This window comes from Rhizobium herbae (assembly GCF_017873135.1).
In the GTDB taxonomy this organism is placed as follows: domain Bacteria; phylum Pseudomonadota; class Alphaproteobacteria; order Rhizobiales; family Rhizobiaceae; genus Pararhizobium; species Pararhizobium herbae.
In genome coordinates this window covers 206423-227218 of the sequence record NZ_JAGGJV010000012.1, presented here as the reverse complement: position 1 = coordinate 227218, position 20796 = coordinate 206423, and the positions used below count along the sequence as shown (strand labels likewise).

At 59.9% G+C, this 20796-nt stretch carries 30 protein-coding genes; 11 read left to right on the top strand and 19 right to left on the bottom strand.

The window, feature by feature from the left end:
* Positions 1–81 precede the first annotated feature (81 nt).
* The 3 genes from J2Z75_RS27145 to J2Z75_RS27135 form a co-directional block, all read right to left on the bottom strand.
* The gene (locus J2Z75_RS27145) at positions 82–555 is read right to left on the bottom strand and encodes a nuclear transport factor 2 family protein (protein ID WP_209856829.1); all 474 of its coding nucleotides are present in this window, start codon (positions 553–555) and stop codon (positions 82–84) included.
* Between the two features lie 2 nt (positions 556–557).
* Positions 558–1175, bottom strand: a complete 618-nt coding sequence (locus J2Z75_RS27140; protein WP_209856827.1) for a pyridoxamine 5'-phosphate oxidase family protein — start codon at positions 1173–1175, stop codon at positions 558–560.
* A 120-nt stretch (positions 1176–1295) separates the two neighbouring features.
* The gene (locus tag J2Z75_RS27135; protein WP_209856825.1) at positions 1296–2282 is read right to left on the bottom strand and encodes an MBL fold metallo-hydrolase; all 987 of its coding nucleotides are present in this window, start codon (positions 2280–2282) and stop codon (positions 1296–1298) included.
* Positions 2283–2404: 122 nt separating this feature from the next.
* On the opposite strand from J2Z75_RS27135, the gene J2Z75_RS27130 reads away from it, so the two are divergent.
* The gene (locus J2Z75_RS27130) at positions 2405–3301 is read left to right on the top strand and encodes a LysR family transcriptional regulator (protein ID WP_209856823.1); all 897 of its coding nucleotides are present in this window, start codon (positions 2405–2407) and stop codon (positions 3299–3301) included.
* Positions 3302–3436: 135 nt separating this feature from the next.
* Here the strand turns inward: J2Z75_RS27130 and J2Z75_RS27125 are convergent, their stop codons facing one another.
* Positions 3437–3841 carry a host attachment family protein gene (locus J2Z75_RS27125; RefSeq protein ID WP_209856821.1) on the bottom strand — a complete coding sequence of 135 codons (405 nt, stop codon included), beginning with the start codon at positions 3839–3841 and terminating at the stop codon, positions 3437–3439.
* A gap of 112 nt (positions 3842–3953) precedes the next feature.
* Positions 3954–4346: a GFA family protein gene (locus tag J2Z75_RS27120; protein ID WP_209856819.1), complete on the bottom strand. Its 393-nt coding sequence runs from the start codon at positions 4344–4346 to the stop codon at positions 3954–3956.
* 613 nt (positions 4347–4959) lie between these two features.
* Between J2Z75_RS27120 and J2Z75_RS27115 the strand changes: the two genes are divergently transcribed.
* The 5 genes from J2Z75_RS27115 (at position 4960) to J2Z75_RS27095 (ending at position 7874) form a co-directional block, all read left to right on the top strand.
* Complete coding sequence (locus J2Z75_RS27115; protein ID WP_068957849.1) at positions 4960–5193, top strand: hypothetical protein; 234 nt, start codon at positions 4960–4962, stop codon at positions 5191–5193.
* A gap of 179 nt (positions 5194–5372) precedes the next feature.
* Positions 5373–5840 (top strand): hypothetical protein, encoded by a 468-nt coding sequence (locus J2Z75_RS27110; protein ID WP_209856817.1) that lies wholly within the window; start codon positions 5373–5375, stop codon positions 5838–5840.
* A 162-nt stretch (positions 5841–6002) separates the two neighbouring features.
* Positions 6003–6497 (top strand): BON domain-containing protein, encoded by a 495-nt coding sequence (locus J2Z75_RS27105; protein WP_209856816.1) that lies wholly within the window; start codon positions 6003–6005, stop codon positions 6495–6497.
* 135 nt (positions 6498–6632) lie between these two features.
* Positions 6633–7442, top strand: a complete 810-nt coding sequence (locus J2Z75_RS27100) for a TIGR02587 family membrane protein (RefSeq protein ID WP_209856814.1) — start codon at positions 6633–6635, stop codon at positions 7440–7442.
* A 9-nt stretch (positions 7443–7451) separates the two neighbouring features.
* Positions 7452–7874, top strand: a complete 423-nt coding sequence (locus J2Z75_RS27095) for a TIGR02588 family protein (RefSeq protein ID WP_209856812.1) — start codon at positions 7452–7454, stop codon at positions 7872–7874.
* Between the two features lie 17 nt (positions 7875–7891).
* Here J2Z75_RS27095 and J2Z75_RS27090 read toward each other — a convergent pair whose 3' ends face one another.
* The 4 genes from J2Z75_RS27090 to J2Z75_RS27075 form a co-directional block, all read right to left on the bottom strand.
* The gene (locus J2Z75_RS27090; protein ID WP_234937594.1) at positions 7892–8185 is read right to left on the bottom strand and encodes a hypothetical protein; all 294 of its coding nucleotides are present in this window, start codon (positions 8183–8185) and stop codon (positions 7892–7894) included.
* Positions 8186–8386: 201 nt separating this feature from the next.
* Positions 8387–9640, bottom strand: a complete 1254-nt coding sequence (locus tag J2Z75_RS27085; RefSeq protein ID WP_209856810.1) for an NAD(P)/FAD-dependent oxidoreductase — start codon at positions 9638–9640, stop codon at positions 8387–8389.
* A 26-nt stretch (positions 9641–9666) separates the two neighbouring features.
* Positions 9667–10167 carry a TIGR00645 family protein gene (locus J2Z75_RS27080; RefSeq protein ID WP_209856808.1) on the bottom strand — a complete coding sequence of 167 codons (501 nt, stop codon included), beginning with the start codon at positions 10165–10167 and terminating at the stop codon, positions 9667–9669.
* Between the two features lie 182 nt (positions 10168–10349).
* A complete protein-coding gene (locus tag J2Z75_RS27075) occupies positions 10350–10514 on the bottom strand; it encodes a DUF1328 domain-containing protein (RefSeq protein WP_037105882.1) in 165 nt (54 codons plus the stop codon).
* 218 nt (positions 10515–10732) lie between these two features.
* Here J2Z75_RS27075 and J2Z75_RS27070 point away from each other — a divergent pair, with 218 nt between their 5' ends.
* Positions 10733–10942, top strand: a complete 210-nt coding sequence (locus J2Z75_RS27070; RefSeq protein WP_209856806.1) for a hypothetical protein — start codon at positions 10733–10735, stop codon at positions 10940–10942.
* A 134-nt stretch (positions 10943–11076) separates the two neighbouring features.
* Here J2Z75_RS27070 and J2Z75_RS27065 read toward each other — a convergent pair whose 3' ends face one another.
* Complete coding sequence (locus J2Z75_RS27065; RefSeq protein ID WP_209856804.1) at positions 11077–12057, bottom strand: PRC-barrel domain-containing protein; 981 nt, start codon at positions 12055–12057, stop codon at positions 11077–11079.
* Between the two features lie 384 nt (positions 12058–12441).
* Between J2Z75_RS27065 and J2Z75_RS27060 the strand changes: the two genes are divergently transcribed.
* Positions 12442–12597, top strand: coding sequence for a DUF3309 family protein (locus J2Z75_RS27060; RefSeq protein ID WP_209856802.1), 156 nt, complete (start codon positions 12442–12444; stop codon positions 12595–12597).
* A 56-nt stretch (positions 12598–12653) separates the two neighbouring features.
* Positions 12654–12902 carry a YMGG-like glycine zipper-containing protein gene (locus tag J2Z75_RS27055; protein WP_209856800.1) on the top strand — a complete coding sequence of 83 codons (249 nt, stop codon included), beginning with the start codon at positions 12654–12656 and terminating at the stop codon, positions 12900–12902.
* Between the two features lie 107 nt (positions 12903–13009).
* Here the strand turns inward: J2Z75_RS27055 and J2Z75_RS27050 are convergent, their stop codons facing one another.
* Positions 13010–13174 (bottom strand): NepR family anti-sigma factor, encoded by a 165-nt coding sequence (locus J2Z75_RS27050; RefSeq protein WP_209856853.1) that lies wholly within the window; start codon positions 13172–13174, stop codon positions 13010–13012.
* A gap of 28 nt (positions 13175–13202) precedes the next feature.
* Positions 13203–13442: a hypothetical protein gene (locus J2Z75_RS27045; protein ID WP_209856798.1), complete on the bottom strand. Its 240-nt coding sequence runs from the start codon at positions 13440–13442 to the stop codon at positions 13203–13205.
* A gap of 17 nt (positions 13443–13459) precedes the next feature.
* Here J2Z75_RS27045 and J2Z75_RS27040 point away from each other — a divergent pair, with 17 nt between their 5' ends.
* Positions 13460–14257 (top strand): response regulator, encoded by a 798-nt coding sequence (locus J2Z75_RS27040; protein ID WP_209856796.1) that lies wholly within the window; start codon positions 13460–13462, stop codon positions 14255–14257.
* Positions 14258–14261: 4 nt separating this feature from the next.
* Here the strand turns inward: J2Z75_RS27040 and J2Z75_RS27035 are convergent, their stop codons facing one another.
* The 3 genes from J2Z75_RS27035 to J2Z75_RS27025 form a co-directional block, all read right to left on the bottom strand.
* Positions 14262–15509 carry an FAD-dependent oxidoreductase gene (locus J2Z75_RS27035; RefSeq protein ID WP_209856794.1) on the bottom strand — a complete coding sequence of 416 codons (1248 nt, stop codon included), beginning with the start codon at positions 15507–15509 and terminating at the stop codon, positions 14262–14264.
* 68 nt (positions 15510–15577) lie between these two features.
* Positions 15578–16705 carry an AI-2E family transporter gene (locus tag J2Z75_RS27030; RefSeq protein WP_209856792.1) on the bottom strand — a complete coding sequence of 376 codons (1128 nt, stop codon included), beginning with the start codon at positions 16703–16705 and terminating at the stop codon, positions 15578–15580.
* Between the two features lie 260 nt (positions 16706–16965).
* Entirely contained in the window at positions 16966–17136 is a 171-nt protein-coding gene (locus tag J2Z75_RS27025) for a hypothetical protein (protein WP_209856790.1), read from the bottom strand.
* 168 nt (positions 17137–17304) lie between these two features.
* Here J2Z75_RS27025 and J2Z75_RS27020 point away from each other — a divergent pair, with 168 nt between their 5' ends.
* Positions 17305–17691, top strand: a complete 387-nt coding sequence (locus J2Z75_RS27020; protein WP_209856788.1) for a hypothetical protein — start codon at positions 17305–17307, stop codon at positions 17689–17691.
* A gap of 66 nt (positions 17692–17757) precedes the next feature.
* Here the strand turns inward: J2Z75_RS27020 and J2Z75_RS27015 are convergent, their stop codons facing one another.
* The 4 genes from J2Z75_RS27015 to J2Z75_RS27000 form a co-directional block, all read right to left on the bottom strand.
* Positions 17758–18102: a RidA family protein gene (locus J2Z75_RS27015; RefSeq protein ID WP_209856786.1), complete on the bottom strand. Its 345-nt coding sequence runs from the start codon at positions 18100–18102 to the stop codon at positions 17758–17760.
* Positions 18103–18223: 121 nt separating this feature from the next.
* A complete protein-coding gene (locus J2Z75_RS27010; RefSeq protein WP_209856784.1) occupies positions 18224–19051 on the bottom strand; it encodes a dipeptide ABC transporter ATP-binding protein in 828 nt (275 codons plus the stop codon).
* Positions 19048–19902 carry an ABC transporter ATP-binding protein gene (locus J2Z75_RS27005; protein WP_209856783.1) on the bottom strand — a complete coding sequence of 285 codons (855 nt, stop codon included), beginning with the start codon at positions 19900–19902 and terminating at the stop codon, positions 19048–19050. The genes J2Z75_RS27010 and J2Z75_RS27005 overlap by 4 nt, the downstream gene beginning before the upstream one ends.
* Entirely contained in the window at positions 19902–20795 is an 894-nt protein-coding gene (locus J2Z75_RS27000) for an ABC transporter permease subunit (protein WP_209856781.1), read from the bottom strand. Before J2Z75_RS27000 ends, J2Z75_RS27005 begins: the two co-directional genes overlap by 1 nt.
* Between the last annotated feature and the right edge of the window lies 1 nt (position 20796).

Sequence of the window (20796 nt, the reverse complement as noted above, 5' to 3'; positions counted from 1 at the left end):
AGCTTGTTTATCTCTATAACGTTCCAAGCGTGCGAGAAGATTGCACCATCAAAATCCGGGATCAAACACGATTAGTCTCGACTAAAAACCGAGTTCGCTGAGGGCGGCATGATCATCAGGCCGGCGACCAAGCGGCCACTGAAAGCAGCGGTCGTCGGCGCGGATAGGCAAGTCGTTGATGCTGGCATAGCGCTTCCGCATCAGGCCGCCATCGTCAAACTCCCAATTCTCGTTCCCGAACGATCTGAACCAGTTCCCGCTGTCGTCGTGCCACTCATAGGCAAACCTAACGGCGATCCGATTGTCGCTAAACGCCCAGAGCTCCTTGATCAAACGGTAGTCGAGCTCCCGCCGCCATTTTGCCGAAAGGAACGCGACAATCGCTTCCCTCCCGGTGACAAACTCGGCACGGTTCCGCCACTGGCTGTCCACGGTGTACGCTAACGCAACCCTAGCTGGGTCACGGCTGTTCCATCCGTCTTCGGCAAGCCGCACTTTCTCGACTGCGCTTTCGAACGTGAACGGGGGAAGTGGTGGTCGCTGAGCTGCGCTCATCTTCAAGGTCCTCCCAACTGGGCTCGCAACGTCGCGTTTTCAGTTTCCAATCGCTGCAGTCGCTCACGAAGAGGAGCGACAACCTGTTCAACCTGCTGTTCGGTGTAGCGCGGGGTGATGTGCTGAGGGCAGTTCCAGTCGTACGCCTCAAGCCGAAGCCTGAAAATCGCCTCTGCCCGGCCTTTGTACGTGGGATCGGACACGAGTTCGGTGAGCCCCTGGTCGTCACCGAGCGTCAGCCGCTCAACATGGACGTATATTTTGAGCCGGGCCCGTCGCACGTAGTCCATCAAAAAGAGACAGGCCCGATCGTTGGCGGCGAAATTGCCGGCACTTATATACTGGCGATTCCCCCTGTAGTCGGCAAAGGCCAATGTTTGCTGATCGACGACCTTGAGGAAGCCGGTTTTTCCTCCACGATGTTGAACATACGGCCAGCCCGTTTCGGAGACGGATGCCATATAGAAGCTGTCGCGTGAGGCTATGAAGGCGATCTCGTCTTCGGTGAAGGTGTCTGAAGGGCGGTTGTCAGCGCCCAGCCATATCTGGTCGACCCCCATGTTCGCCTGAGCCGCTCTGACGCTTGGCGTTACAGCAACCTCAAGGAAATGATATGGCATGCCTATTCTCCTTGCCCAGGCAGGCTCGCATCGTTGTCTCACGGTGCGAGCCTGGATCTATCTTTGGGTAGCCGAAATCAGTGCTTGGCATTCATACCTTAAGATCACCGAGAGCTGACATCAGTCCTGCAGGGCCCAGTCCGCGACCTGCCACCGCATCTCCCCACGATCGGCGACGATACGGCCGAGGCCGGGGAAAGGCATGTGCGTGGCAGCGATGAGCGCACCCTCCGACGCGGCAAGCGGAAAGAAGCGATCACGCATGGCTTTCGCAGCGGCACGGTCCTGTTCAAACAGGAAAAACACATCGGTCGCGGCCGGATGCACGACGGGAAAAATCATGTCCGAAACCATGATCATGCTCTTCCCGCCATCTTCGACCCGCACGCCGATATGACCGGGGGTGTGGCCGGTCAGGTCGACGATCGAAACACCCCTCATGATCTCGCGCTCTCCGTCGATCGCTTGGAGCCTCGGGTATAGCCGCACGACCTCCTCCGCCATCCTGAAGCTCGTCTGCAGGTAGTCAGGTGCGCCGTTACGCTTGGCTGGATCGGTCCAGTGGGTAACATCGCGACGATCGATATAAAGATCGGCGCCGGGGTAGTTGTTCTTGCCCCCCAGAACAAGTCCGCCCATGTGGTCTTGGTGCATATGCGTTACGATGACCGCGTCGATCTGTTCGGGCTGTAGACCGAGCGCGGCGAGTGCCTGTGGCAACTGTCCCGTCTGCCCGATCGAACCTGCCGCACCGGCATCGATCAGGATGCGGCGCTCGCCATCCTCGACGAGATATTGGTTGAAGAGGAACCGAACCCCACTTGGCCGGGCGGTGAATTGCGCGCTTGCCGCCCTCTCGACCTCGGTTGCCGAGCGTCCCGGAAAATAGTCATACGGCATGTCGGCATAGCCGTCCGTCAGCGCCGTAACAGTGAACCGTCCGATGCGGATCTGCGCGAACGGGTTCACCGCAACAGGCGCCTTGGCAGCGACCTGCGTCGCCGCACGGGCGGGGGAGTCGCCGAGCAGGCCTGCACCGAGCAGGCTTCCACCGATGAGGCCGAGAGGCAGAGCGCCAGCGAAAGCGCGACGTGAAAGTTGAGGCATGACATCTTTCTCCGGATCAGTAGCACGATGGGACCTATGGCAACGCGAAGGCTATGACATCCATAAACAACCGGATACCTTGGTATTGTGGAAACATTCTTCTCATTTTATGGAAGGTTTTGATGGATCGTTTTGACGCAATGGCGGTGCTATTGGCGGTGGTCGATGCCGGCAGTCTTTCTGCCGGGGCACGGCGGCTGAATGCGCCGCTCGCCACGGTCAGCCGCAAAGTGACCGATCTTGAAAAGCATCTTGGCGTTCGCCTGGTCGTGCGCACCCGCCGCGGCCTCGCCTTGACGGATGAGGGACACGCCTTCGTCGTCGCGTCACGTCGTATTCTCGAGGAACTGGATGCGGCGGAGCGGCAGGCCAGCGGCGATTATGGAGCGCTGCGTGGCGGGCTGCACGTGACCGCGCCGATTGCCTTCGGCGAGCGCCATCTGCTGCCAATTGTGCTCGAATTCCTCAAGGAGCAACCCGATATCAACCTGCGGCTGACCCTGACTGATCGGCAGCTAAGTCTGACGGATGAGCACGTCGACGTAGCCCTACGGATCGGGCACATGCCGAACAGCGCGATTATCGCGACACGGGTTGGTACCGTCCGCCGGGTGATCTGCGCCAGCCCCGACTATCTCGCCCGCCGAGGAGTGCCGCGTCAGCCGGAAGACCTCGCCCTGCATGATGGTATAAGCTTCCAGGGGTTCGCGACCGCCCCGGAATGGCGATACCGCCGGGATGGCGCGGCCTTCGCCGTCGAACCGCGCCTCAAACTCGCGGTCAACACGACAGAGGCTGCCATTCAGGCTGCGCTGGCCGGTATCGGCATTATTCGCGTGCTGTCCTACCAGATCAACGAACATTTGCGCTCTGGCGCTCTGCAGGAATTGTTGGCGGAGTTCGCACCGGAGCCGCTGCCAGTAAATGTTATTCGCGGACCAGCCGATCCGCTGTCGCTGAAGGTGCGGTACTTCCTTGACTGGATCGGCCCGCGCCTGCGCGCACGGATGCCATCCTAGCCCCACCACTCTCTCTTAACACACTGAAATCGTTGAAAAGCTCATGCCGCTGTCGGCCGTTTGATGCGTTTTGCTACAAAGTCTCTGCGCGAAAGCCCCGCCATCGCTGACGGGGCCTGTTTCCGAAGGGGCGTTTCAAGCTGCTGCAAGCGCCTTTTCGATATCCTGCAGCGAATGGCCCGTCAGATCCTTGGCGAGCTCGCCAATCAGAACTTCAGACAGGGATTTGTGGTAGCTCTTGCGCATTTCGCCCAGCGTTCGCGGTGCCGCCACGACCACAAGGCTCTTGATCTTCCCGTCAAGCACTTGCTTGTTCAACATATCCGCCACGCCGGAGCTGAAGCCGTCCTCTTCCTGCTGGCTGTCATCCGGGTTTGCAGAGCTGCTGGAATGGCGGCCGCCGGAGGAGATTTTCGAGCTGTCGATCTCCGCGGAAGGCATCGCCTTCAGCTTCACGTTTGCCGCATCGCCTTCGTTTTGAAAAAGGTTGAACTTCTCGCCATCGGCAACGGCAATAATCGTGTTCTGAGGAAGTTGCATGTTGGATCTCCTTCATAGCAATGCGTATTCCACCCGTGGGATGGGACAATGCTTGTTTCTGTTGCAACGGTAACCCCGCAGCCGAAGATCTGTTCCGTCGCAAGCGTGCGACCTACTCCTCAAACCGGTCCGTGGCGTCACGATCGCGGTCGTAACGTCTGGTGAGTGGAAACGGCGGCAACCAGGACTCGCGACGGATGGTCCAGAGTTCGTAGGTCGGCATCAGCTGGTCGGGCGCATCCAGGGATCCCAGGTTCACCTCGATTTCGTCCGCGGTGCGTGCGAAAACGGACGAGCCGCAGCGGGGACAAAAAAACCGCCCGGCGTAGTCGCGCGTCTCGCCGTCGATCGTCACCGCATCCTGAGGGAATATCGCGGAAGCGTGAAAAAGGGCGCCATGATGCTTGCGGCAGTCGAGACAATGACAAAGGCCGACCCTATACGGCCGCCCCGTTGCGACAATTCGGACGTTGCCGCACAGGCAACCGCCCGTGAATCTGTCCATGCTGCGTCTCCTCCCAATCGAGCCGGCGGAATATTTACAACCGGCAGCGCCGGCATTGCAATTGCCGTTGCGGGCGGAGGAAGACAAATCGCCCTCGGGAAATTCGTCGGGATGGATGCTTTCGCAGGTCGAAGCGCGGCATCCGCGCGCAAAATCGTGGTATCAATTGGCTGAAAAATCTGCGAAAGGCCTGTCGTCCGCAAGGACGGGACGCGGCTGCTATTAGATTTAGAATAGGGCCGGGCGGGCAGATTGACGTCTCTCTCGCTGCCACGAAAGAACGTGGCCGTCCATTTCTCAAGCCACCCTCCGATTTGCGACGCCACTCCTTGATGCCGAGCGGTTCTGCCGCCACCTGGAAAGCGGCAATGAGATGATGGCCGATCGCGCCAGGGCGAATTTTCGCCGGACCCTATCGATGTGCCCCCGGCCGCCAGAGCGACTGGAACGTCATTTTCCACGCGAACACAAACGGTCAATCCGGATTGACGAAACCCCGCGGTTTGCAGGCCGATGAATGCGGATTGTGGGTACAGTCCACGGCAATCAATGCTACAGGTCGCTGCGATATGATCGGCTTTGCCGGCGCCAACATTCTTGAAAGGGGCCATTCATGGCCGAGAAATTCATCGTTCTTCCCTATCGCAAGGTCCGTGGCGGAATGGCGCCGGGCGAGATGCGCCAGGCATCCAACGCAGCCAGCGCCGAGAAGATCGCCGCCGCCATGGCCGGCCGCTTTGCCGGCGTCGCGGCTTATGCCGTTGAGGTCGATGAGGAAACCGGCGACATGACCAGCCCGCGCCTGCTGGTCCAATTCGGGGATATCGCCGAACTGCCGTCGGCTTGATCGCATCGCAATCGTAACAGTGATTCCCGCGCAATTTTGATCAAAAAAGTGGCTGTCCGGCTACTTTCCATGCCTGGACCGTCTTTTCGAGGAACATTCGCCCTGCCGCGACGTTTAGTGGGCAGTTGCCTTCAACGTTTGCTGGCACAGGCACCATTTCTCGAAAGGATATGACCGCCATGAATCAACGTTTTGACCCCAGTGAAAACCGCAACGTGAATCCTGCAGCATGGCCAGCCGAACAGGCAGGCCCGCGTATCGATCCGGTGACAGGAACGCCGGTGAACGATCCGTTGGCAAACCAGCGTCAGCCGGAAGAGATCGAACCCCGTTCGACCCGCTCCCGCTGGCCGGTCCTGATCATCCTGCTTGCAGGTCTGGTTCTGGCATTGCTTGTCTGGCTGCCGGCGGAACTGTCGACCGATCAGACCAATGACGCGGTAACCCCACCTGCGACGACAGAGCAGTCGACCACGCCGCCGGCTGACAACGCCACCCCGCCAGTCGACAACAGCGCGACGCCGGGCACTGCAACTCCGGATACCACGACAACGCCGAACGCAACGCCTGCGACCCCGGATACGCAGACCCCGGCGACCGGTACCGACACGCAGACCCCTGCTACCGGCACTGCTCCGCAGAACTAATCTGCGCCCGATCGATGACACATGGCGGAACCGCTTCAGCGGCTCCGCCATTTTTTTATCCGCGTCGTCGACCGCAGGATTGCTCCGAGGTCACTCCGCCAAATGAACCAAATGCGCCGCCATCCGTTTCCCTCTCGATCCCATCAGAATGAGGACGTAACGATGATCGACAAGACACCGAAAACCACCGGACGCGAGGAAGACTACCGCGACTACGAGGAACGCGACCTCGACGAAGGCTGGCCATATGCCGACGGAACTCCCGGATCGGAAAGAAAGGTTGGCAACGGCTCCTACGGACAGGGCGAGGGAAATTTCGACGAGGCGGGAAATCCCGGATTCCAGCGCAGCAGCGATACCGCGATCGAGAGCAAAAGCGGCGTGGACCCTTTCGGCGACGACACCGAGGCGGACGTCGACGACGACGCGCTTGAAGACACGGTTGCCAATGCGCTTGAAGACAGCGACATCGAAACTTCGGGTATCGACATCAAGGCCCGGCGAGGCAATGTCTGGCTGAAGGGCGCAGTCGATACCGCGCATGAACGGCGCAAGATCGAGGCGCTGGTTTATGCAATGCCCGGCGTGGTCAGCATTCGCAACGACCTCGCGACAAGCGGTGTGGATGGCGGCATACCGACGGATTGGGACGATTGATCCAATCCGGTTCAATTCGTCTTGGCCTTACAAAAAACCCGCATTCGACTTCCGAACGGCTGAGGGGCTTTCGTGAAAACATTAGGCACCAGCGCGACCGGCAATAGAGACGGGTCTGGCAAATCCGCAGATGCAGTGACGCCAGCCAAATTTCTGGTCGGCATCGGCCGCGGTGTCGGCGGCGCCCTGCTGTTTGCACTGCCGATGCAGATGACCATGGAAATGTGGGAGCTTGGCTTCACCATGGACCGGTGGCGCCTGGTTCTCCTGCTTCTGGTTGCCATTCCCCTGCTGATCGGCATTTCCCATCGCATCGGTTTCGAAGAAACGTTCTCCTGGAGGGAGGGGGCTCGCGACGCGATGATCGCCTATGGCCTCGGCATTGTCACAAGTGCCGTCATGCTGACGCTGTTCAAGCTGCTGATGGGCAACATGCCGGCGCAGGAGATTATCGGCAAGATCGCAGTCCAGGCGGTTCCCGCCAGCATCGGCGCCTTGCTGGGGCGGAGCCAGTTGGGCGGCGGCAAGGACGATGCCGATGACGATCCGCAACCGGGCTATGGCAGCGAGCTGTTCATGATGGCGGTGGGCGCCCTGTTCCTCAATCTCAACATGGCGCCAACGGAAGAGATGATCCTGATTTCCTACAAGATGACACCCTGGCACGCTCTTGCAACGATCCTGCTTTCCATCGCCCTCATGCACGCCTTCGTCTATGCCGTCTCCTTCAGGGGCGGCCACGAATTATCGAGCGATACGCCATGGTGGCACGCGCTCATCCGCTTCACCCTGCCCGGATATGTGATCGCCCTGGTCATCAGCCTGTATTCGCTGTGGAGTTTCGGGCGGCTGGACGATGGATCGTTCACCCCGGCAATGACGGCAATGATCGTTCTTGCCTTTCCCGGCGCGATCGGCGCCGCCGCCGCGCGGCTGATCCTGTGAGGAAACACGATGGCTGAGGCAAAACCAGACAGGCGCAACGGCCGGACGGTCAGCCGCGGCGCACACTGGATCGAATGGCTCACCGGGGGACTTTGCACCGCGCTGGTTGCGGCGATGATTGCCTGGATCGCCTCCAATGCCGTGATCGGTTCCGACAGAGCGCCGGATCTCGCCGTTCGGATCATTCGCCAGCAAGCCAACCCCGGTGGCGGCTACGCGGTTTCATTCGTCATCGAGAATAGCGGAACGCGAACCGCGGCCGCTGTCCCGGTCACGGGTGACCTGAAGGATGGCGACAGGGTGATCGAGACACACGAGGTGACCTTCGACTACGTCCCGGCGCAATCGAGTACCACCGGCGCCCTCCTGTTCAAGACCGATCCGTCCGCCCATATGCTCGACATCCGCGCATCAGGTTATGTCGATCCCTGATCGGCATAGGACACCGCTTAGGCGCGGGTTTCTTCACGAGGCAGAGGGACAGCGGAAACTGCATTCCAGCCGAACTGGCTGATGGAAGGATCCCCCTCGCCGGGCACCCAGAAGCTGGCCGCCGGCATCGAACGCCCGGGCGGCTTCGACAGAAGCGCCGTTACTGCTCGTTTTGCTTCCACCGGACGAGAAAACAGACGGCCGTCCAGGCTCCAGACGCCATACTTGACGGCGATGAAGCGAAAACCGTCGCCATCGGGCACGACTGCGCCCACGGCTTCGCCGTTGAACTCTATCACCTGTTTCTGCATGAAATACGCTCCCGCTGCCGCTTGCCACGGCAGTCATTTCCATTCGCTGCGCATGGCGCAACAGACCGAGCCCTCGCCTTCAGCCAACCCTCTTAACGGGTGAATTTGACGTTTGTTCCGGCCTGCGGAAAAAAATAACGGGAATTCATGCAGGGCGACGGGGGCGAGAGAGTTTGTCCTCGCCTCACCGCCCCCCCTTGATCAGGCCAGAAACCGATCGGGTCTGAACGGCTTGATATCGATCACCGTTTTCTCCCCGGTCATCTTTTCGGCGAGCGCGCGACCGGTAACGGGGCCAAGCGTCATGCCGTGATGGGCGTGGCCGAAGGCGAACCAGAGGCCTTCGTGGCGCGGCGCCTTGCCGATGATCGGCATCATGTCCGGCGTGCAGGGGCGCGCGCCCATCCACGGCTCCTCGTCGCGGCGCTCAGCCAGCGGAAAGAACTCGCGGGCAACGCGCTCGGCGCGGGTCAACTGCACCGGCGTTTTGGGTGCATCCCGGTTGGCGAACTCGGCGCCAGTGGTCAATCGGATACCGCGCAGCATCGGGGCGAGGAAATAGCCCTTCTCGGCGTCAAGGACCCAGTTGTTGAGCTGGGCGCCCTCCTCCATGCCATAATGCATGTGGTAGCCGCGCTTGACGGCGAGCGGAAAACGGTAGCCGAGCTTCCTGGTCACCGTATCGGCCCATGGACCGAGCGCAACGACGACTTCCTTGGCCTCGAGCGGGCCTTCGGGCGTTGCGACGCGCCAGCCTGGGCCTTCGAGAATATGCTCCAGCGTTGCCGCGTCGCCGGAGACGAGGCGTCCGCCGAGCGACTGGAAATAGCTGAGGTAGGCCTTGTTGAGGCTGTGCGGATCGCGGATCGACCAGGGATCGGTCCAGCGCAGGCCGCCGGTGAGATCCGCCCTGATCGACGGCTCCATCGTCTTCAACTCGCTGCTGGACAGTTTCTGATGATTGACGCCAAACGTCGACGAAAGCTTTTCCGCGTCCTTGTAGGCGGCGTCGCGCGCCGCCTCCGTACGAAACACCTTCATCCAGCCGTCCTTTCGGATCAGATCGCCGGCTCCCGACGCATCGATCAGGTCGCTGTGTTCGGCGATCGAATTCTCGATCAGCGGCGCATACATCGAGGCAATGTTCTGGTGCTGGGTGAAGCCGGAGTTCCACCAGTAGCGGATGAGGAACGGCACGAGGCCGGGCAGCGCCCGGAAATGGTAGTGCGCGTCGATCGTGTTGTTCAGCGCATAGCGGAACAGCGCACCGAAATCATGCGGGAAGCCATAGGGAAACACGCCTTCGCGCTGGATCAGGCCGGCATTGCCATAGGAAGTTTCCTCGCCGGCGCCACGGCGATCGAGAAGCACCACCGACTTGCCCCGCCGCGCGAGATGGATAGCCGTCGACAGGCCGACGATGCCCGCCCCCAAAACAACGACGTCTGTCTTCATGCCCTGTTCCCCATTGTTCTCTCTGCTTATTTCTTCAGTCTGTTCATGATCTGCTCGAGGAACCCGAGCATCAGCGCGGAGACCACAAACGCAATATGCATGATCGTCGCCCACATCAGCTGCTCGCTGGTATACTGCTGCGTATTCAGGAAAATCTGCAGCAGGTGGATCGACGAGATCGCCACGATCGACGAGGCCACCTTGATCTTCAGGCTGCCGGAATCGAGCTTGCCGAGGAACGACACCTCGGCATCTGCCTCATCGAAACGGCTGACAAAGTTTTCATATCCGGAGATCATCACCATGACGATGAGGCTGGCGACGAGCGCCGCATCGATCAGGCCGAGCATCGCGAGGATCATGTCAGCCTCGTCATAGGTGAAGACCATGATGGCGATCTTGTAGAACTTGTAGGCGAAGGAAACCGCATAGAGGGCAAGCGCTGCGACGAGTCCCAGATAGAAGACCACCAGGAGCCAGCGGCTCGACAGGATGATCCTTTCGACAATGAGTTCCAGCGACTTCATGCTTCGCGCGGCTCCGGATTGTGCAGTTGCGAGATACTCCGGTCATGAATACCGAAGCCCATTGCCTTCGGCAAGGCGGAAGCGGGTTATGTCGAACTCGGCAGCAGAGCAGACGCAAAAAAGGGAACGATGCTTTCGCGCCGCTCCCCTTCTTTATTCATCATTCATCACCTTGGAGGGGATCAGGTTCTGCGCATCAGGCCGGCCACCAGCGAGATGACCAGGAATGCCAGGAACAGGAAGAACAGGATCTGCGCGATACCCGCGGAAGCGCCGGCAATACCGCCAAAACCTAGAACACCCGCGATGATGGCAACAACGAGGAAGACGAGAGCGTAGTAAAGCATCGGAAATTCTCCTTAGTTTAATCCTTCGCTGAATAAACGCCGAAAGAGAAACTTTGTTCCGGAGAAGGGCACCATAGGACGCCATATCCCGCGCGAAATCATTCATTAACCATGGCCGGGAGATTGCCTCGATTTGACACAGATTGACCGTGCATTTCGCGGAACATTACCGATGCGGAGACCGTTGTCAGGGCATATACATCATGCGAGAGAGTAAAATGACCGTGTCGACAACGAATATCTGGAAATCTGCCGCGGCTGCGGCTCGTCAACCGAAACATATGCGTGAGAAAAATCTGCATGTCGGCAGGACTTTGCGCGATCTGTACTTTACCGACGACATGCCTGCGCCGGACGGAAAATTTTCCGACCTTCTGTCTCAACTCGATGCTGCGGAAAAACCGTGCAGTGGCCGAGACCATAGTTGAAAATAGAGATCCAAATCGAACAAAAGACAGCGGCATTGCGCCGCTTTTTTTGTGCCCGCTCAGGAGCCGGCGGACGGTATAAGGACAACAAAAAACCGGCGCCATTTTGACGCCGGTTTTTTCTAGAAGCCGCGTTAGTTTGCCGGCGCTTCGAGAATGATGCCGCGCGGATTGACCTTGTAGGCCTCCTCGTCATAAGCCGCCTGGCTTTCCAGCTGCGCCTTGGTGAACGGCGAGTAGATGGTCATTGCGCCGCCGGCATCGGCCATCACCTGAACGCTCTCGGCACTCATGGCCACCGGCTTCTGCCCGATACCGAGGAAACCGCCGACATCGATGACGTAGGCCTCGACCTTGCCGTCCTTGCTCAGAATGACGTCGCCGATCTCGCCGACCTTGGTATCGTCGGCAACCTTGACATCGGTGCCGATGAGCTTGTCGGCGCTGATCAGCGCCGGATCGACCAGTTTCATCTCATCGGACGGTGTTGCGGCCGTCGTGCCGGTGTCCACCGGCGGCTTGAGATCCGGATCGGTCATCTCAGGCGTCGTTCCGGTGGCCGGCGACGTCGCTTCCGCGGCCTCGTCGGTTATAACCGGCGCGGCTGAGGGCGTCGAAGCATTGTCATCTTCGGGCATTTTTGCCGCAACGCCGTCCATGATGGCCGTACGCTTGAATTCCGGGGCTGCCTGGAGTTCCTCCTTGGTGGCAGAAATGACGATGATACGTTGGCCGTCCCTGTCCGACCATGAAACACGGTCGAAGTTGACAGCCACGTCCTTCTCGCCGATGCCAAGGAAACCGCCGACACCGATCACAAGCGCCTCGGCACCGCCATCGGCGTTGATGACGACGTCGTTGACGTCGCCGATCGCTTCGCCTTGTTCATCGACCCCGGTATAGACGGTTTTGCCAAGGACCGAAGTCGCCAGAATTTGCTCGGGCGCCGCCGAAAAATAGCCGGCCGGGCCTTGCCTGGAGGCATCGGAGCTGGTGCTTGCGGGCTTGGCCGGATCGGCCTTCGTAGCCGCATCCTGCGCCCATGCACTGGAGGTCAGGGCGCCGGAGGCCAGGAACGCGGCAAGTGCGGTCGTCGCCAAGAGGGTGCGGATCATTGTGTACTCCTTCATGCAAGTCGGGATAAAGCCTGTCCGGCGGAAAAGCCGGTGTTCTGCCGGCTGTGATTGCCCTCGGGAAACGGAGCCCTCCGGGTTTTGTTCCGAATTTTATCCAGCTCACTTGATGCCAGTTAGAAAATGACCCGGACGAGGCGGGCAAGGACCAGCAAACGGTTCCGCCGCCGATCAATTTGCTGTTCGGTCTGCCGACGGAATAGGTAAGTAATTTCTTACTTACATTTGCGCGCACCCGTTCTTTTGCGAACACGCTCACAGCCCGGCTTCAATCAGAATTGTCCGCCGGAACAAAATTGTGTGACAGACGTTGTCGCAGCAGAACCCCGTGGCCCGCCAGAGGCCTGAACCCGAAGAGGAAATATCATGCTCGGTACAATTCTGCTGATTGTCTTGGTGCTGTTGCTGGTCGGTGCGCTCCCGAACTGGGGCCATAGCCGCAACTGGGGCTACGGACCCTCGGGCGGTCTCGGACTGGTTGTCGTGATCCTCCTCGTCCTCGTCCTCATGGGCCGTATCTGATCGGCCGCAGTGCTTTTCCCGTTTGACCATTAATGCCCCTTGAAAAGGAACCAGTCATGAAAAAGATTCTTCTCGCAGCAGCCCTTATTCTTCCGCTTGCAGCCTGCTCCCAGACGGAAAAGGGAGCCGGTATCGGTGCCGCTTCCGGCGCCATCATCGGTGGGGTAGCGACGGGCAATGTCCGCGGCGCCGCTGTGGGTGCTGCCGTCGGTGGTGTTGCAGGCGCCTTGATCGGCAATGCCAACGAGCCCGGTCGTTGCGTCTATCGCGACCGCTATGGCCGCCGTTATACGGCAGCTTGCTGATCGCGACAGCAACATAGTCTAAAGACAGGAAAACGGGCTACGGCCCGTTTTTCACGTTCTGACAGATGAGATTGATCAAACCAGCCGGCGACTGTCAGCAGCATGCGTCAGAGCTGCGACTTGCCGATCTGCTCGGCCTTGTCGAGTTTTTCGAGAAGATCAAGAAACATGTCGGGAATGGGTTCCCGCTCGACTGCGCTGTAGAGGGCTTTCAGTTTGGAAGCGATCTGGTTGTTGGGGTCTGCGAGGCCACCACCTGCCCTGCCCGCCATACCGGCACGCCGCTGATTTTCCGGGATGTCACTCATCGACAGTTTTACTCCTGAGCCCGCAACGGCGATCGCCACGCTGCAACGCCTTCACGCTTCCCTTTGGTACACTTAAAACGTTGCTATATTCCAAATTTTCAGGGGTTTCGCTTCCGCCCGCATACAATTGGTTCGGCCCGGAAACTTCCCATAAACCATAAAACATGTTCAAACCAATGCCACGTTTCGACTCGCGATAGCGTCCGACACCGACAAATCTCGGCGCCATCATACTGAAGGAAGTCCTAAATGTCACTTTCCATGCGGATCGCAGCCCATCTTCCCTATCTGCGACGTTTTTCCCGTGCGGTGACTGGATCGCAAACGTCCGGCGACGCCTATGTGGCCGCCGTACTGGAAGCGCTGATCGCCGATATCACGCTTTTTCCGCAAGGCGCCAACGACCGGGTCAACCTTTTCAAGCTGTTCTCCTCGCTGTTCGATACGCTCACGGTCGATCTGCCCGCCACCGCTTCGCCCTTCGGCTGGGAAGCGCGCGCGGCGGCAAACCTTTCTGTGATCCCGCCGGCGGCCCGCAAGGCCTTTCTGCTGGTCGCCGTCGAAGGCTTTACCCCGGATGAAGCGGCCGAAATCCTCGGTGTCACGGATGTCGAAGCCGCGGCATTGCTGCGGGAAGCTTCGGAAGATATCTCCAGACAGGTCGCCACCGAAATCCTGATCATCGAAGACGAACCGCTGATTGCCATGGATATCGAAGACATGGTGACCAGCCTTGGCCACAAGGTCGCAGGCGTGGCAAGAACCTACGGCGAAGCGATTGCGCTTTTTGAAAAGACCGCGCCAAAGATGATTCTCGCCGACATCCAGCTCGCCGACGGCAGCTCAGGCATCGACGCGGTCAACGAGATCCTGAAGAGCGCGACGATCCCGGTGATCTTCATCACCGCGTTTCCGGAGCGGCTGCTGACGGGAACGAAGCCCGAGCCGGCCTTCCTGGTGACCAAGCCGTTCAATCCGGAAATGGTCAAGGCCCTGATCAGCCAGGCCCTGTTCTTCGACGAGAACGCCCGCGCCGGCAAACGCTGACGGGTTATCCGGCAGGCGAAGGCCGGTCGATTGCAAAGGCATCGAACCAGTCTTCCCGGTGGCCGGCGCACAGTTCGGCCAGCATGCGCGATGCCATGAAGCTGAAGGTAATGCCGTTGCCGCCGTAACCATAGGCGGCAAGAATGCGCGGCATGCCGGGAACGACACCGATCAGCGGCAGGCCGTCCTCCGTCTCGCCGAATGCGCCGGACCAGGAATAATCGACGACCGGTTGGGCGGCGGGCCAGAGCTTGACGAGATCGTCGATGAGCGCCGCCGCTTTTTCCGGCATCTTGCTGTCGCGCTCAGTGGGATCAACCGTATCGTCGTCTCCGCCGCCGATGATGATCCGTCCATCCGCCGTGGTGCGCGCATAGTTGTAATTTTCCGACGCCTCCCAGATCAGTTCGCTGCCCGGCCAGAGGCTGCCGGGCGCCTGCGGGGTGGTCGCGATCGCCCAGCTTGACGCCGTCCGATGGATCTCGCTCTTGACGAAATCGGGCATGACATATCCCGTGGCCAGAATGACATGTCGTGCCTCGATGACGAACGGGCCGTCGGTCTCGACCGTCACAGCACCCGGTGCATCATGATAGGCTGTCGCCATCGCATCGATAAGCCGCGCACCACGCGCCGCGGCATCGCGCAACAGTCCCCAGGAGAGAAGCATAGGATCGGCGTCGGCGGCTCCCGGCGACAGGATGGCGGCGGCACGGTCGATACCGAAGCGGGACAAGAGTTCGGCGTGATCAAGCAACATGCCCGGCAAGCCAGCGCGCTGACGCAGGAGATGCTCTTCGCGCAGCGCCGCAGGCCCTACCTCGCCGGCGGCGATATACAGTGTCGAGCGTGGCCGGAAAACGCAATCGAAACCCAGCGCGCCGACGAGACCGGTCAGGCCCTGCACGGCGGCAGCGCTTCGGCGATAGAGAGAGGCCGCCCGGTCGAAACCGTAGAATTCACTCAGTTCGCCGAGCGTACAATCGATTTCCCATTGCAGCATCGCCGTGCTCGCAGCCGTACTGCCAAGGCCCGGCTGCTCGCGATCGATGATCGTGACATCCACCCCACGCGCCGCCAGATGCTGGGCGGCAAGCGATCCGGTGATCCCCCCGCCGACGATGAGCACATCGGTCTTCATGCTTTCCAACAGGCGGACATTGCGGGGCGGCCGAAAACCCCTGCCCCATGGGGCACGACCTCCATGAAGATCATCCTGCACCGTACCGAGGGGATCGAGCGTTGGAGGCATGCTTTTGTCTTTCCGTTGCCATGCACGGATCTAGATCGATCCGGGCCAAGGTTATTCCGACTCGGTGTTCACGCGGGCAATTGCCGCTCGGGCGGTTGAGTACGGACCTCATTGAAGATGGTCATGGCGATCAGCGAAAGCGGCAGGGCCAGCATGGCGCCGACGGCGCCCCACATCCAGGTCCAGAAGATGATCGCAAGGAAGATCAGGAACGGATTGATCTCCAGCCGGTGCCCCAGGATCGCCGGGGTCACCAGGTTTTCCATCACCAGATGCAGCAGGAAGAAGGCCGCGGCGGGAGCGAGCGCCAGCAGCAGCGCATCATGGGTCATCAACCCGGCGCAGAGCAACGCTACCGTCATGATCGTGACGCCGAGATAGGGAATGAAGCTCGACACGAAGGCGAACAATCCCCAGAGCGGCGCCATTGTCAGGCCGCCGACAAAGGCAATCGCTACGGTGATCGTCCCGAGTATCATGTAAATGATGCCGGCCGTCGAAAAATAGAACCCAACCGCATTTTCCGTCGCGTTCATGATCCGGATCGCGGCAAGCCGCCGGTCGCGCGTCGCAAAGGCGAGGATGATCGTCTTGCGCAAATGCGCACGCCCCACCAGGAAAAGCCCGAGTGCCGCAAGGAAAATCAGCGTCTGGATAAAGGCGGGCGTGACACCGGCGGCAACAAGCCCGAGCATGGCGCCGGCGTTCTGGATGGCAACGTCGGTGACGGCTTTTTCGTCGGTGCCGGCAATCGCAGTCTTTGCCCATTCGAACCGCTGGATATAGGGAAGGATGCGCTCGATGGCCCGCTCAAGGATACCGGGCGCCTGGCCCGCCAGCGACGTCAGGGGCTCGATCAGCGTGTTGATCAGAAAGAAAATGCCGACGACGAAAATGATCGCCAGAAGCAACCCGCCGAGTACGGGAGGCAATCCGAATCGCGCCAGCCGATCCGCGGCAAGCCCCAGTACCATGCCGATGACGATGGCAAGGGTTACCGGCATCAGAATGGCTTCCATCATATAGATGGCCGTTGAAGCAAGGATGACGAATGTTCCGACAACACTCCAGGCAACCACCAGGTCGAGCCCTGTTTTCGGCGACGTTTCCGGAATGTCCGCCGCAGCCACCTGTGCCTCTGCCTCCGCCTGTTTTCGCTTCTTGAAAATCCCACTCCCCGGCAAGGCAGCACTCATCTTCCGTCTCTCCATGTGCCCGGTCCGCAACGGTCTCTGCCGAACGGACGAATGAGATCAATATGCGGAAAACGCCGGAGCAGAGGCAGCACCGGCGTGTAACGGCTATTAACTCGTCGCTTACGAAAAGGTTCCCGCACCCATATTGGCCGGCATTGCAGATACTCAAGCAGGCTTTTCAGATAGGGTCGAGTTCGACCGCGCCAAAAACGTCGATCCAAAAGATGAAACCGTTTTGTCGCCTGCTTTCGCCGGACGGGTCAGTAGCGTTCCGGGGGGAAAACGTGGAGCGTCAGGGAGAATAGGCCGAGGCCCAAAATCACGACGATCAATGTGCTGGCGATGTCTTCAGACGTCGCCGGCAGAATACCCAAGCCCAGAACCGCGCCGATGAGCAGGAACAGGCATAGCCTTGGCAACCAGTACAGCATGGCACATTCCTTCGTTGTTGGAGAGCATTCCAGAAGAATGCGTAGTCTAACGCGGAGAGGCAGGAATTGTTCCATACCCTTGCGTTGAACATCGCGAAACATTGGACGTAGATCGAGTGATCCAATTGCTGAGCACGACGTATCGAGTGCAACGCGATGGAGACTGTCATGCACAAAATTGCCATTGTCTTTCTGGGAACGACAATTTCCAGCCTTGCCGCAGCGGCCGAAGCCAATCAGATGAAGGAGGCAGATATCCGCAGCCTCATCATCGGCAAGACGATCTATCTGGCAGCACCGATGGGCGGAGAATTTCCGCTGAATTACCACCCTTCCGGCGAGGTCGATGGCAGTGGCAAGGCGCTGGGCCTGGGAAAATTCATCCAGCCAACCGACAAGGGCCACTGGTGGATACAGTCGGACAAGCTCTGCCAGCAATTCAAGGTCTGGTATGACGGATCGGCAATGTGTTTCGACCTGACGGAAACCGGTCCGGACAAAGTCAAATGGATTCGCGACAACGGCGACACCGGCACCGCACGCATTGGAAACTGATTGCTGGAACGCAAAAAGCCGGCACCTGTTGAAAGCGCCGGCTTTCTCATGGAACAATCGCAGGTCCTAGAGAGCGGCGATCACGATAACTTCGACGAGGTAGTCCGGGGTTGCGAGCTTGGCTTCGCCAGTCGCGCGAGCCGGCGTGTTGCCCTGCGAGGCCCAGGCATCCCAGACGGCATTCATCTTCGGGAAGTCGACCATGTCGGCGAGCCAGATGGTGGCCGACAGGATGCGGGACTTGTCGGTGCCGGCGAGCGCCAACAGACGATCGACGGATGCGAGAGCCTGTTTGGTCTGCTCTGCAACATCCGAGCCTGCCTCACCAACCTGGCCGGCGAGATAGACGGTACCATTGTGCACGACAGCTTGGCTCATGCGCGGGCCGGTTTCGAAGCGTTTGATGTCCATTTTCATATTCCTCGTAAAATGCGGCAGGCCGCATGTGAATTGTTGTAACGCTGGCGCTTTATCGCAGATTTCCAATCAGTGGAACCGTCATTGCGACAACCCGGCAGCCAATGCGCATCATTCAGGCGGCATTTTTCCGGGCAAGGCGCGCCTTGATGCTTTCGACATCGGCGCGGGGCGTCGCGGCGAAAAGCGTCCTTGTGTAGCTGTGCTTCGGATCGCTGAAGACTTCCTCGCGGCTGCCATATTCGACGGCCTCGCCATAATACATCACCATCACGTCATCGGCGATGTAGCGCACCACCGACAAATCGTGGCTGATGAAGACGTAGGTCAGCTGGAATTCGTCCTGTAGGTCGGCAAGCAGGTTGAGAACCTGGGCCTGCACCGACAGGTCGAGCGCCGAGACCGGCTCGTCCAGCACCAGAAGCCGCGGGTTGAGCATCAGGGCGCGGGCAATCGCGACGCGCTGGCGCTGGCCGCCGGAAAACATGTGCGGATAGCGACCGTAGTGCTTTTCCTCGAGGCCGACCTTCTTCAACATGGCCATGGCCTTGGCCTGCCGCTCGTCCGCCTTCATCTTCGTGTTGATGATCAGCGGTTCGGTGAGGATTTCGCCGATCTTCTTGCGCGGGTTGAGCGTGCCGTAGGGGTTCTGAAAGACGATCTGGACCTTCTGGCGCATTTCCGGCGTCAGCCGCTCCTTGGCGATATCGACCTTCACACCGTCGATCAGCATGTCGCCTGATGTCGCAGGGTCAATCATGGTGACGATGCGGGCAAGCGTCGATTTTCCGCAGCCGCTTTCGCCGACTATGGCCAGCGTCTTGCCTTGGTCGACCGAAAAGCTCACGCCCTTGACGGCATGAACGGTCTTGCCTTTTTTGAGGAGGCTGCCCGGGATCTGATAATCGCGGACGAGGTTTCTGGCTTCGAGGACATGGGTCATCGAACAGCTCCTGCAAAGATCTGGTCGTCACTGAGGAATTCCGCGATCGTCGGCAGACGGTCTCCGGTGGCGTTGTCGGGAAGCGCGGAGAGAAGTGCGCGCGTGTATTCGCTCTTCGGGGCCTCGAACAGCGACAGCACATCCGCCTCCTCGATCTTGCGGCCCTTGTACTGGACGATGACACGATCGGCGGTTTCAGCAACAACACCCATATTGTGGGTGATGATGATCAGGCCCATGCCATGTTCTGCCTGGAGCCGCATCAGGAGATCGAGAATCTGCTTCTGGATGGTCACGTCGAGTGCCGTGGTCGGCTCGTCGGCAATCAAAAGCTTCGGATTGCAGGAGAGCGCAATCGCGATCATGACGCGCTGGCACTGGCCACCCGACATCTGGTGCGGGAAATGGCTCAACCGCTCGGCGGGATTGGGAATGCCGACCAGGTCGAAAAGCTCGATGGCGCGCGCCCGGCGGGCCTTCTTGTCGAGACCGAGATGAATGCGCAGCACTTCCTCGATCTGGAACCCGACCGTAAAGCAAGGATTGAGGCTGGCGACCGGTTCCTGAAAGATCATGGCAATGTCCTTGCCGACGATCGTGCGCCGATCGGATGCCGACAGACCGAGAAGATCAACGCCGTTGAACTGCAGCTTGTCAGCGGTAACCTTCGCCGTCCAGGGCAAGAGGCCCATGGCGGCCAGCATCGACACCGACTTGCCGGAACCGGATTCTCCGACGATCGCCAGCACTTCGCCCGCATTGACTTTCATCGAGACGCCATCGACGGCGCGGAACGGGCCGGCAGCCGTCTGGAATTCGACGACGAGATTTTCGACTTCGAAAAGGGACATCATGACCTCTTCAACTTGGGATCAAGCGCATCGCGCAGGCCGTCGCCCATCAGGTTGATGGCAAGGACGGTGATAAGAATGGCAAGGCCGGGGAAGGTTACGACCCACCAGGCGCGCTGGATGAACTCGCGGGCTTCGGCCAGCATCGTGCCCCATTCCGGCGTCGGCGGCTGGGCGCCCATGCCGAGGAAGCCGAGGGCCGCCGCGTCGAGGATCGCCGCCGAGAAGGCGAGCGTCGCCTGGACGATCAGCGGTGCGAGACAATTCGGCAAGATGGTCAGGAACATCAGTCGCAGAGTGCCGGCACCGGCGACCCTGGAGGCGATGACATAATCCTTGGTGCGTTCGGACATGACCGCAGCCCGCGTCAGCCGAACGAAATGCGGCAGGTTGACGAGCGAGATGGCGATCATCGCGTTCAGCAGGCCCGGGCCGAGTACGGCAACCAGCACGAGAGCCAGAAGCAGCGACGGAAAGGCCAGGATGATATCCATGACGCGCATGATGATCGTATCGGTGCGGCCGCGGAAATAGCCGGCGACCAGGCCGACGAGCACGCCGGAAATGACCGAAAGAGTGACGACCACGAGACCGATGAACAGCGAGAAACGCGCGCCATAGATCAGTCGGGACAGGATATCGCGACCGACGGCATCGGTGCCCAGAAGGTAGGTCCACTGCCCGCCCGCAGACAGCGCCGGGGGCAGCAGAAGGACGTCGCGGTTCTGGATGCTCGGACTATGCGGCGTGACGATCGGCGCGAAGATCGCCAGCACCAGGATAATCGTAAAGACCACGAGGCCGATCACCGCGCCCTTGTTGCGCGAGAAATAGAACCAGAACTCGGCAAGCCCGGTCGGCGGCGCGGTGGTTTTGATTTCGACGACAGCCATC

Coding starts and splice junctions, on each gene's coding strand:
- J2Z75_RS27145 (WP_209856829.1), bottom strand. CDS start 555: ATGAGCGCAGCTCAGCGACCACCACTTCCCCCGTTCACGTTCGAAAGC.
- J2Z75_RS27140 (WP_209856827.1), bottom strand. CDS start 1,175: ATGCCATATCATTTCCTTGAGGTTGCTGTAACGCCAAGCGTCAGAGCG.
- J2Z75_RS27135 (WP_209856825.1), bottom strand. CDS start 2,282: ATGCCTCAACTTTCACGTCGCGCTTTCGCTGGCGCTCTGCCTCTCGGC.
- J2Z75_RS27130 (WP_209856823.1), top strand. CDS start 2,405: ATGGATCGTTTTGACGCAATGGCGGTGCTATTGGCGGTGGTCGATGCC.
- J2Z75_RS27125 (WP_209856821.1), bottom strand. CDS start 3,841: ATGCAACTTCCTCAGAACACGATTATTGCCGTTGCCGATGGCGAGAAG.
- J2Z75_RS27120 (WP_209856819.1), bottom strand. CDS start 4,346: ATGGACAGATTCACGGGCGGTTGCCTGTGCGGCAACGTCCGAATTGTC.
- J2Z75_RS27115 (WP_068957849.1), top strand. CDS start 4,960: ATGGCCGAGAAATTCATCGTTCTTCCCTATCGCAAGGTCCGTGGCGGA.
- J2Z75_RS27110 (WP_209856817.1), top strand. CDS start 5,373: ATGAATCAACGTTTTGACCCCAGTGAAAACCGCAACGTGAATCCTGCA.
- J2Z75_RS27105 (WP_209856816.1), top strand. CDS start 6,003: ATGATCGACAAGACACCGAAAACCACCGGACGCGAGGAAGACTACCGC.
- J2Z75_RS27095 (WP_209856812.1), top strand. CDS start 7,452: ATGGCTGAGGCAAAACCAGACAGGCGCAACGGCCGGACGGTCAGCCGC.
- J2Z75_RS27090 (WP_234937594.1), bottom strand. CDS start 8,185: ATGCAGAAACAGGTGATAGAGTTCAACGGCGAAGCCGTGGGCGCAGTC.
- J2Z75_RS27085 (WP_209856810.1), bottom strand. CDS start 9,640: ATGAAGACAGACGTCGTTGTTTTGGGGGCGGGCATCGTCGGCCTGTCG.
- J2Z75_RS27080 (WP_209856808.1), bottom strand. CDS start 10,167: ATGAAGTCGCTGGAACTCATTGTCGAAAGGATCATCCTGTCGAGCCGC.
- J2Z75_RS27075 (WP_037105882.1), bottom strand. CDS start 10,514: ATGCTTTACTACGCTCTCGTCTTCCTCGTTGTTGCCATCATCGCGGGT.
- J2Z75_RS27070 (WP_209856806.1), top strand. CDS start 10,733: ATGACCGTGTCGACAACGAATATCTGGAAATCTGCCGCGGCTGCGGCT.
- J2Z75_RS27065 (WP_209856804.1), bottom strand. CDS start 12,057: ATGATCCGCACCCTCTTGGCGACGACCGCACTTGCCGCGTTCCTGGCC.
- J2Z75_RS27060 (WP_209856802.1), top strand. CDS start 12,442: ATGCTCGGTACAATTCTGCTGATTGTCTTGGTGCTGTTGCTGGTCGGT.
- J2Z75_RS27055 (WP_209856800.1), top strand. CDS start 12,654: ATGAAAAAGATTCTTCTCGCAGCAGCCCTTATTCTTCCGCTTGCAGCC.
- J2Z75_RS27050 (WP_209856853.1), bottom strand. CDS start 13,174: ATGGCGGGCAGGGCAGGTGGTGGCCTCGCAGACCCCAACAACCAGATC.
- J2Z75_RS27045 (WP_209856798.1), bottom strand. CDS start 13,442: ATGATGGCGCCGAGATTTGTCGGTGTCGGACGCTATCGCGAGTCGAAA.
- J2Z75_RS27040 (WP_209856796.1), top strand. CDS start 13,460: ATGTCACTTTCCATGCGGATCGCAGCCCATCTTCCCTATCTGCGACGT.
- J2Z75_RS27035 (WP_209856794.1), bottom strand. CDS start 15,509: ATGCCTCCAACGCTCGATCCCCTCGGTACGGTGCAGGATGATCTTCAT.
- J2Z75_RS27030 (WP_209856792.1), bottom strand. CDS start 16,705: ATGAGTGCTGCCTTGCCGGGGAGTGGGATTTTCAAGAAGCGAAAACAG.
- J2Z75_RS27025 (WP_209856790.1), bottom strand. CDS start 17,136: ATGCTGTACTGGTTGCCAAGGCTATGCCTGTTCCTGCTCATCGGCGCG.
- J2Z75_RS27020 (WP_209856788.1), top strand. CDS start 17,305: ATGCACAAAATTGCCATTGTCTTTCTGGGAACGACAATTTCCAGCCTT.
- J2Z75_RS27015 (WP_209856786.1), bottom strand. CDS start 18,102: ATGGACATCAAACGCTTCGAAACCGGCCCGCGCATGAGCCAAGCTGTC.
- J2Z75_RS27010 (WP_209856784.1), bottom strand. CDS start 19,051: ATGACCCATGTCCTCGAAGCCAGAAACCTCGTCCGCGATTATCAGATC.
- J2Z75_RS27005 (WP_209856783.1), bottom strand. CDS start 19,902: ATGTCCCTTTTCGAAGTCGAAAATCTCGTCGTCGAATTCCAGACGGCT.
- J2Z75_RS27000 (WP_209856781.1), bottom strand. CDS start 20,795: ATGGCTGTCGTCGAAATCAAAACCACCGCGCCGCCGACCGGGCTTGCC.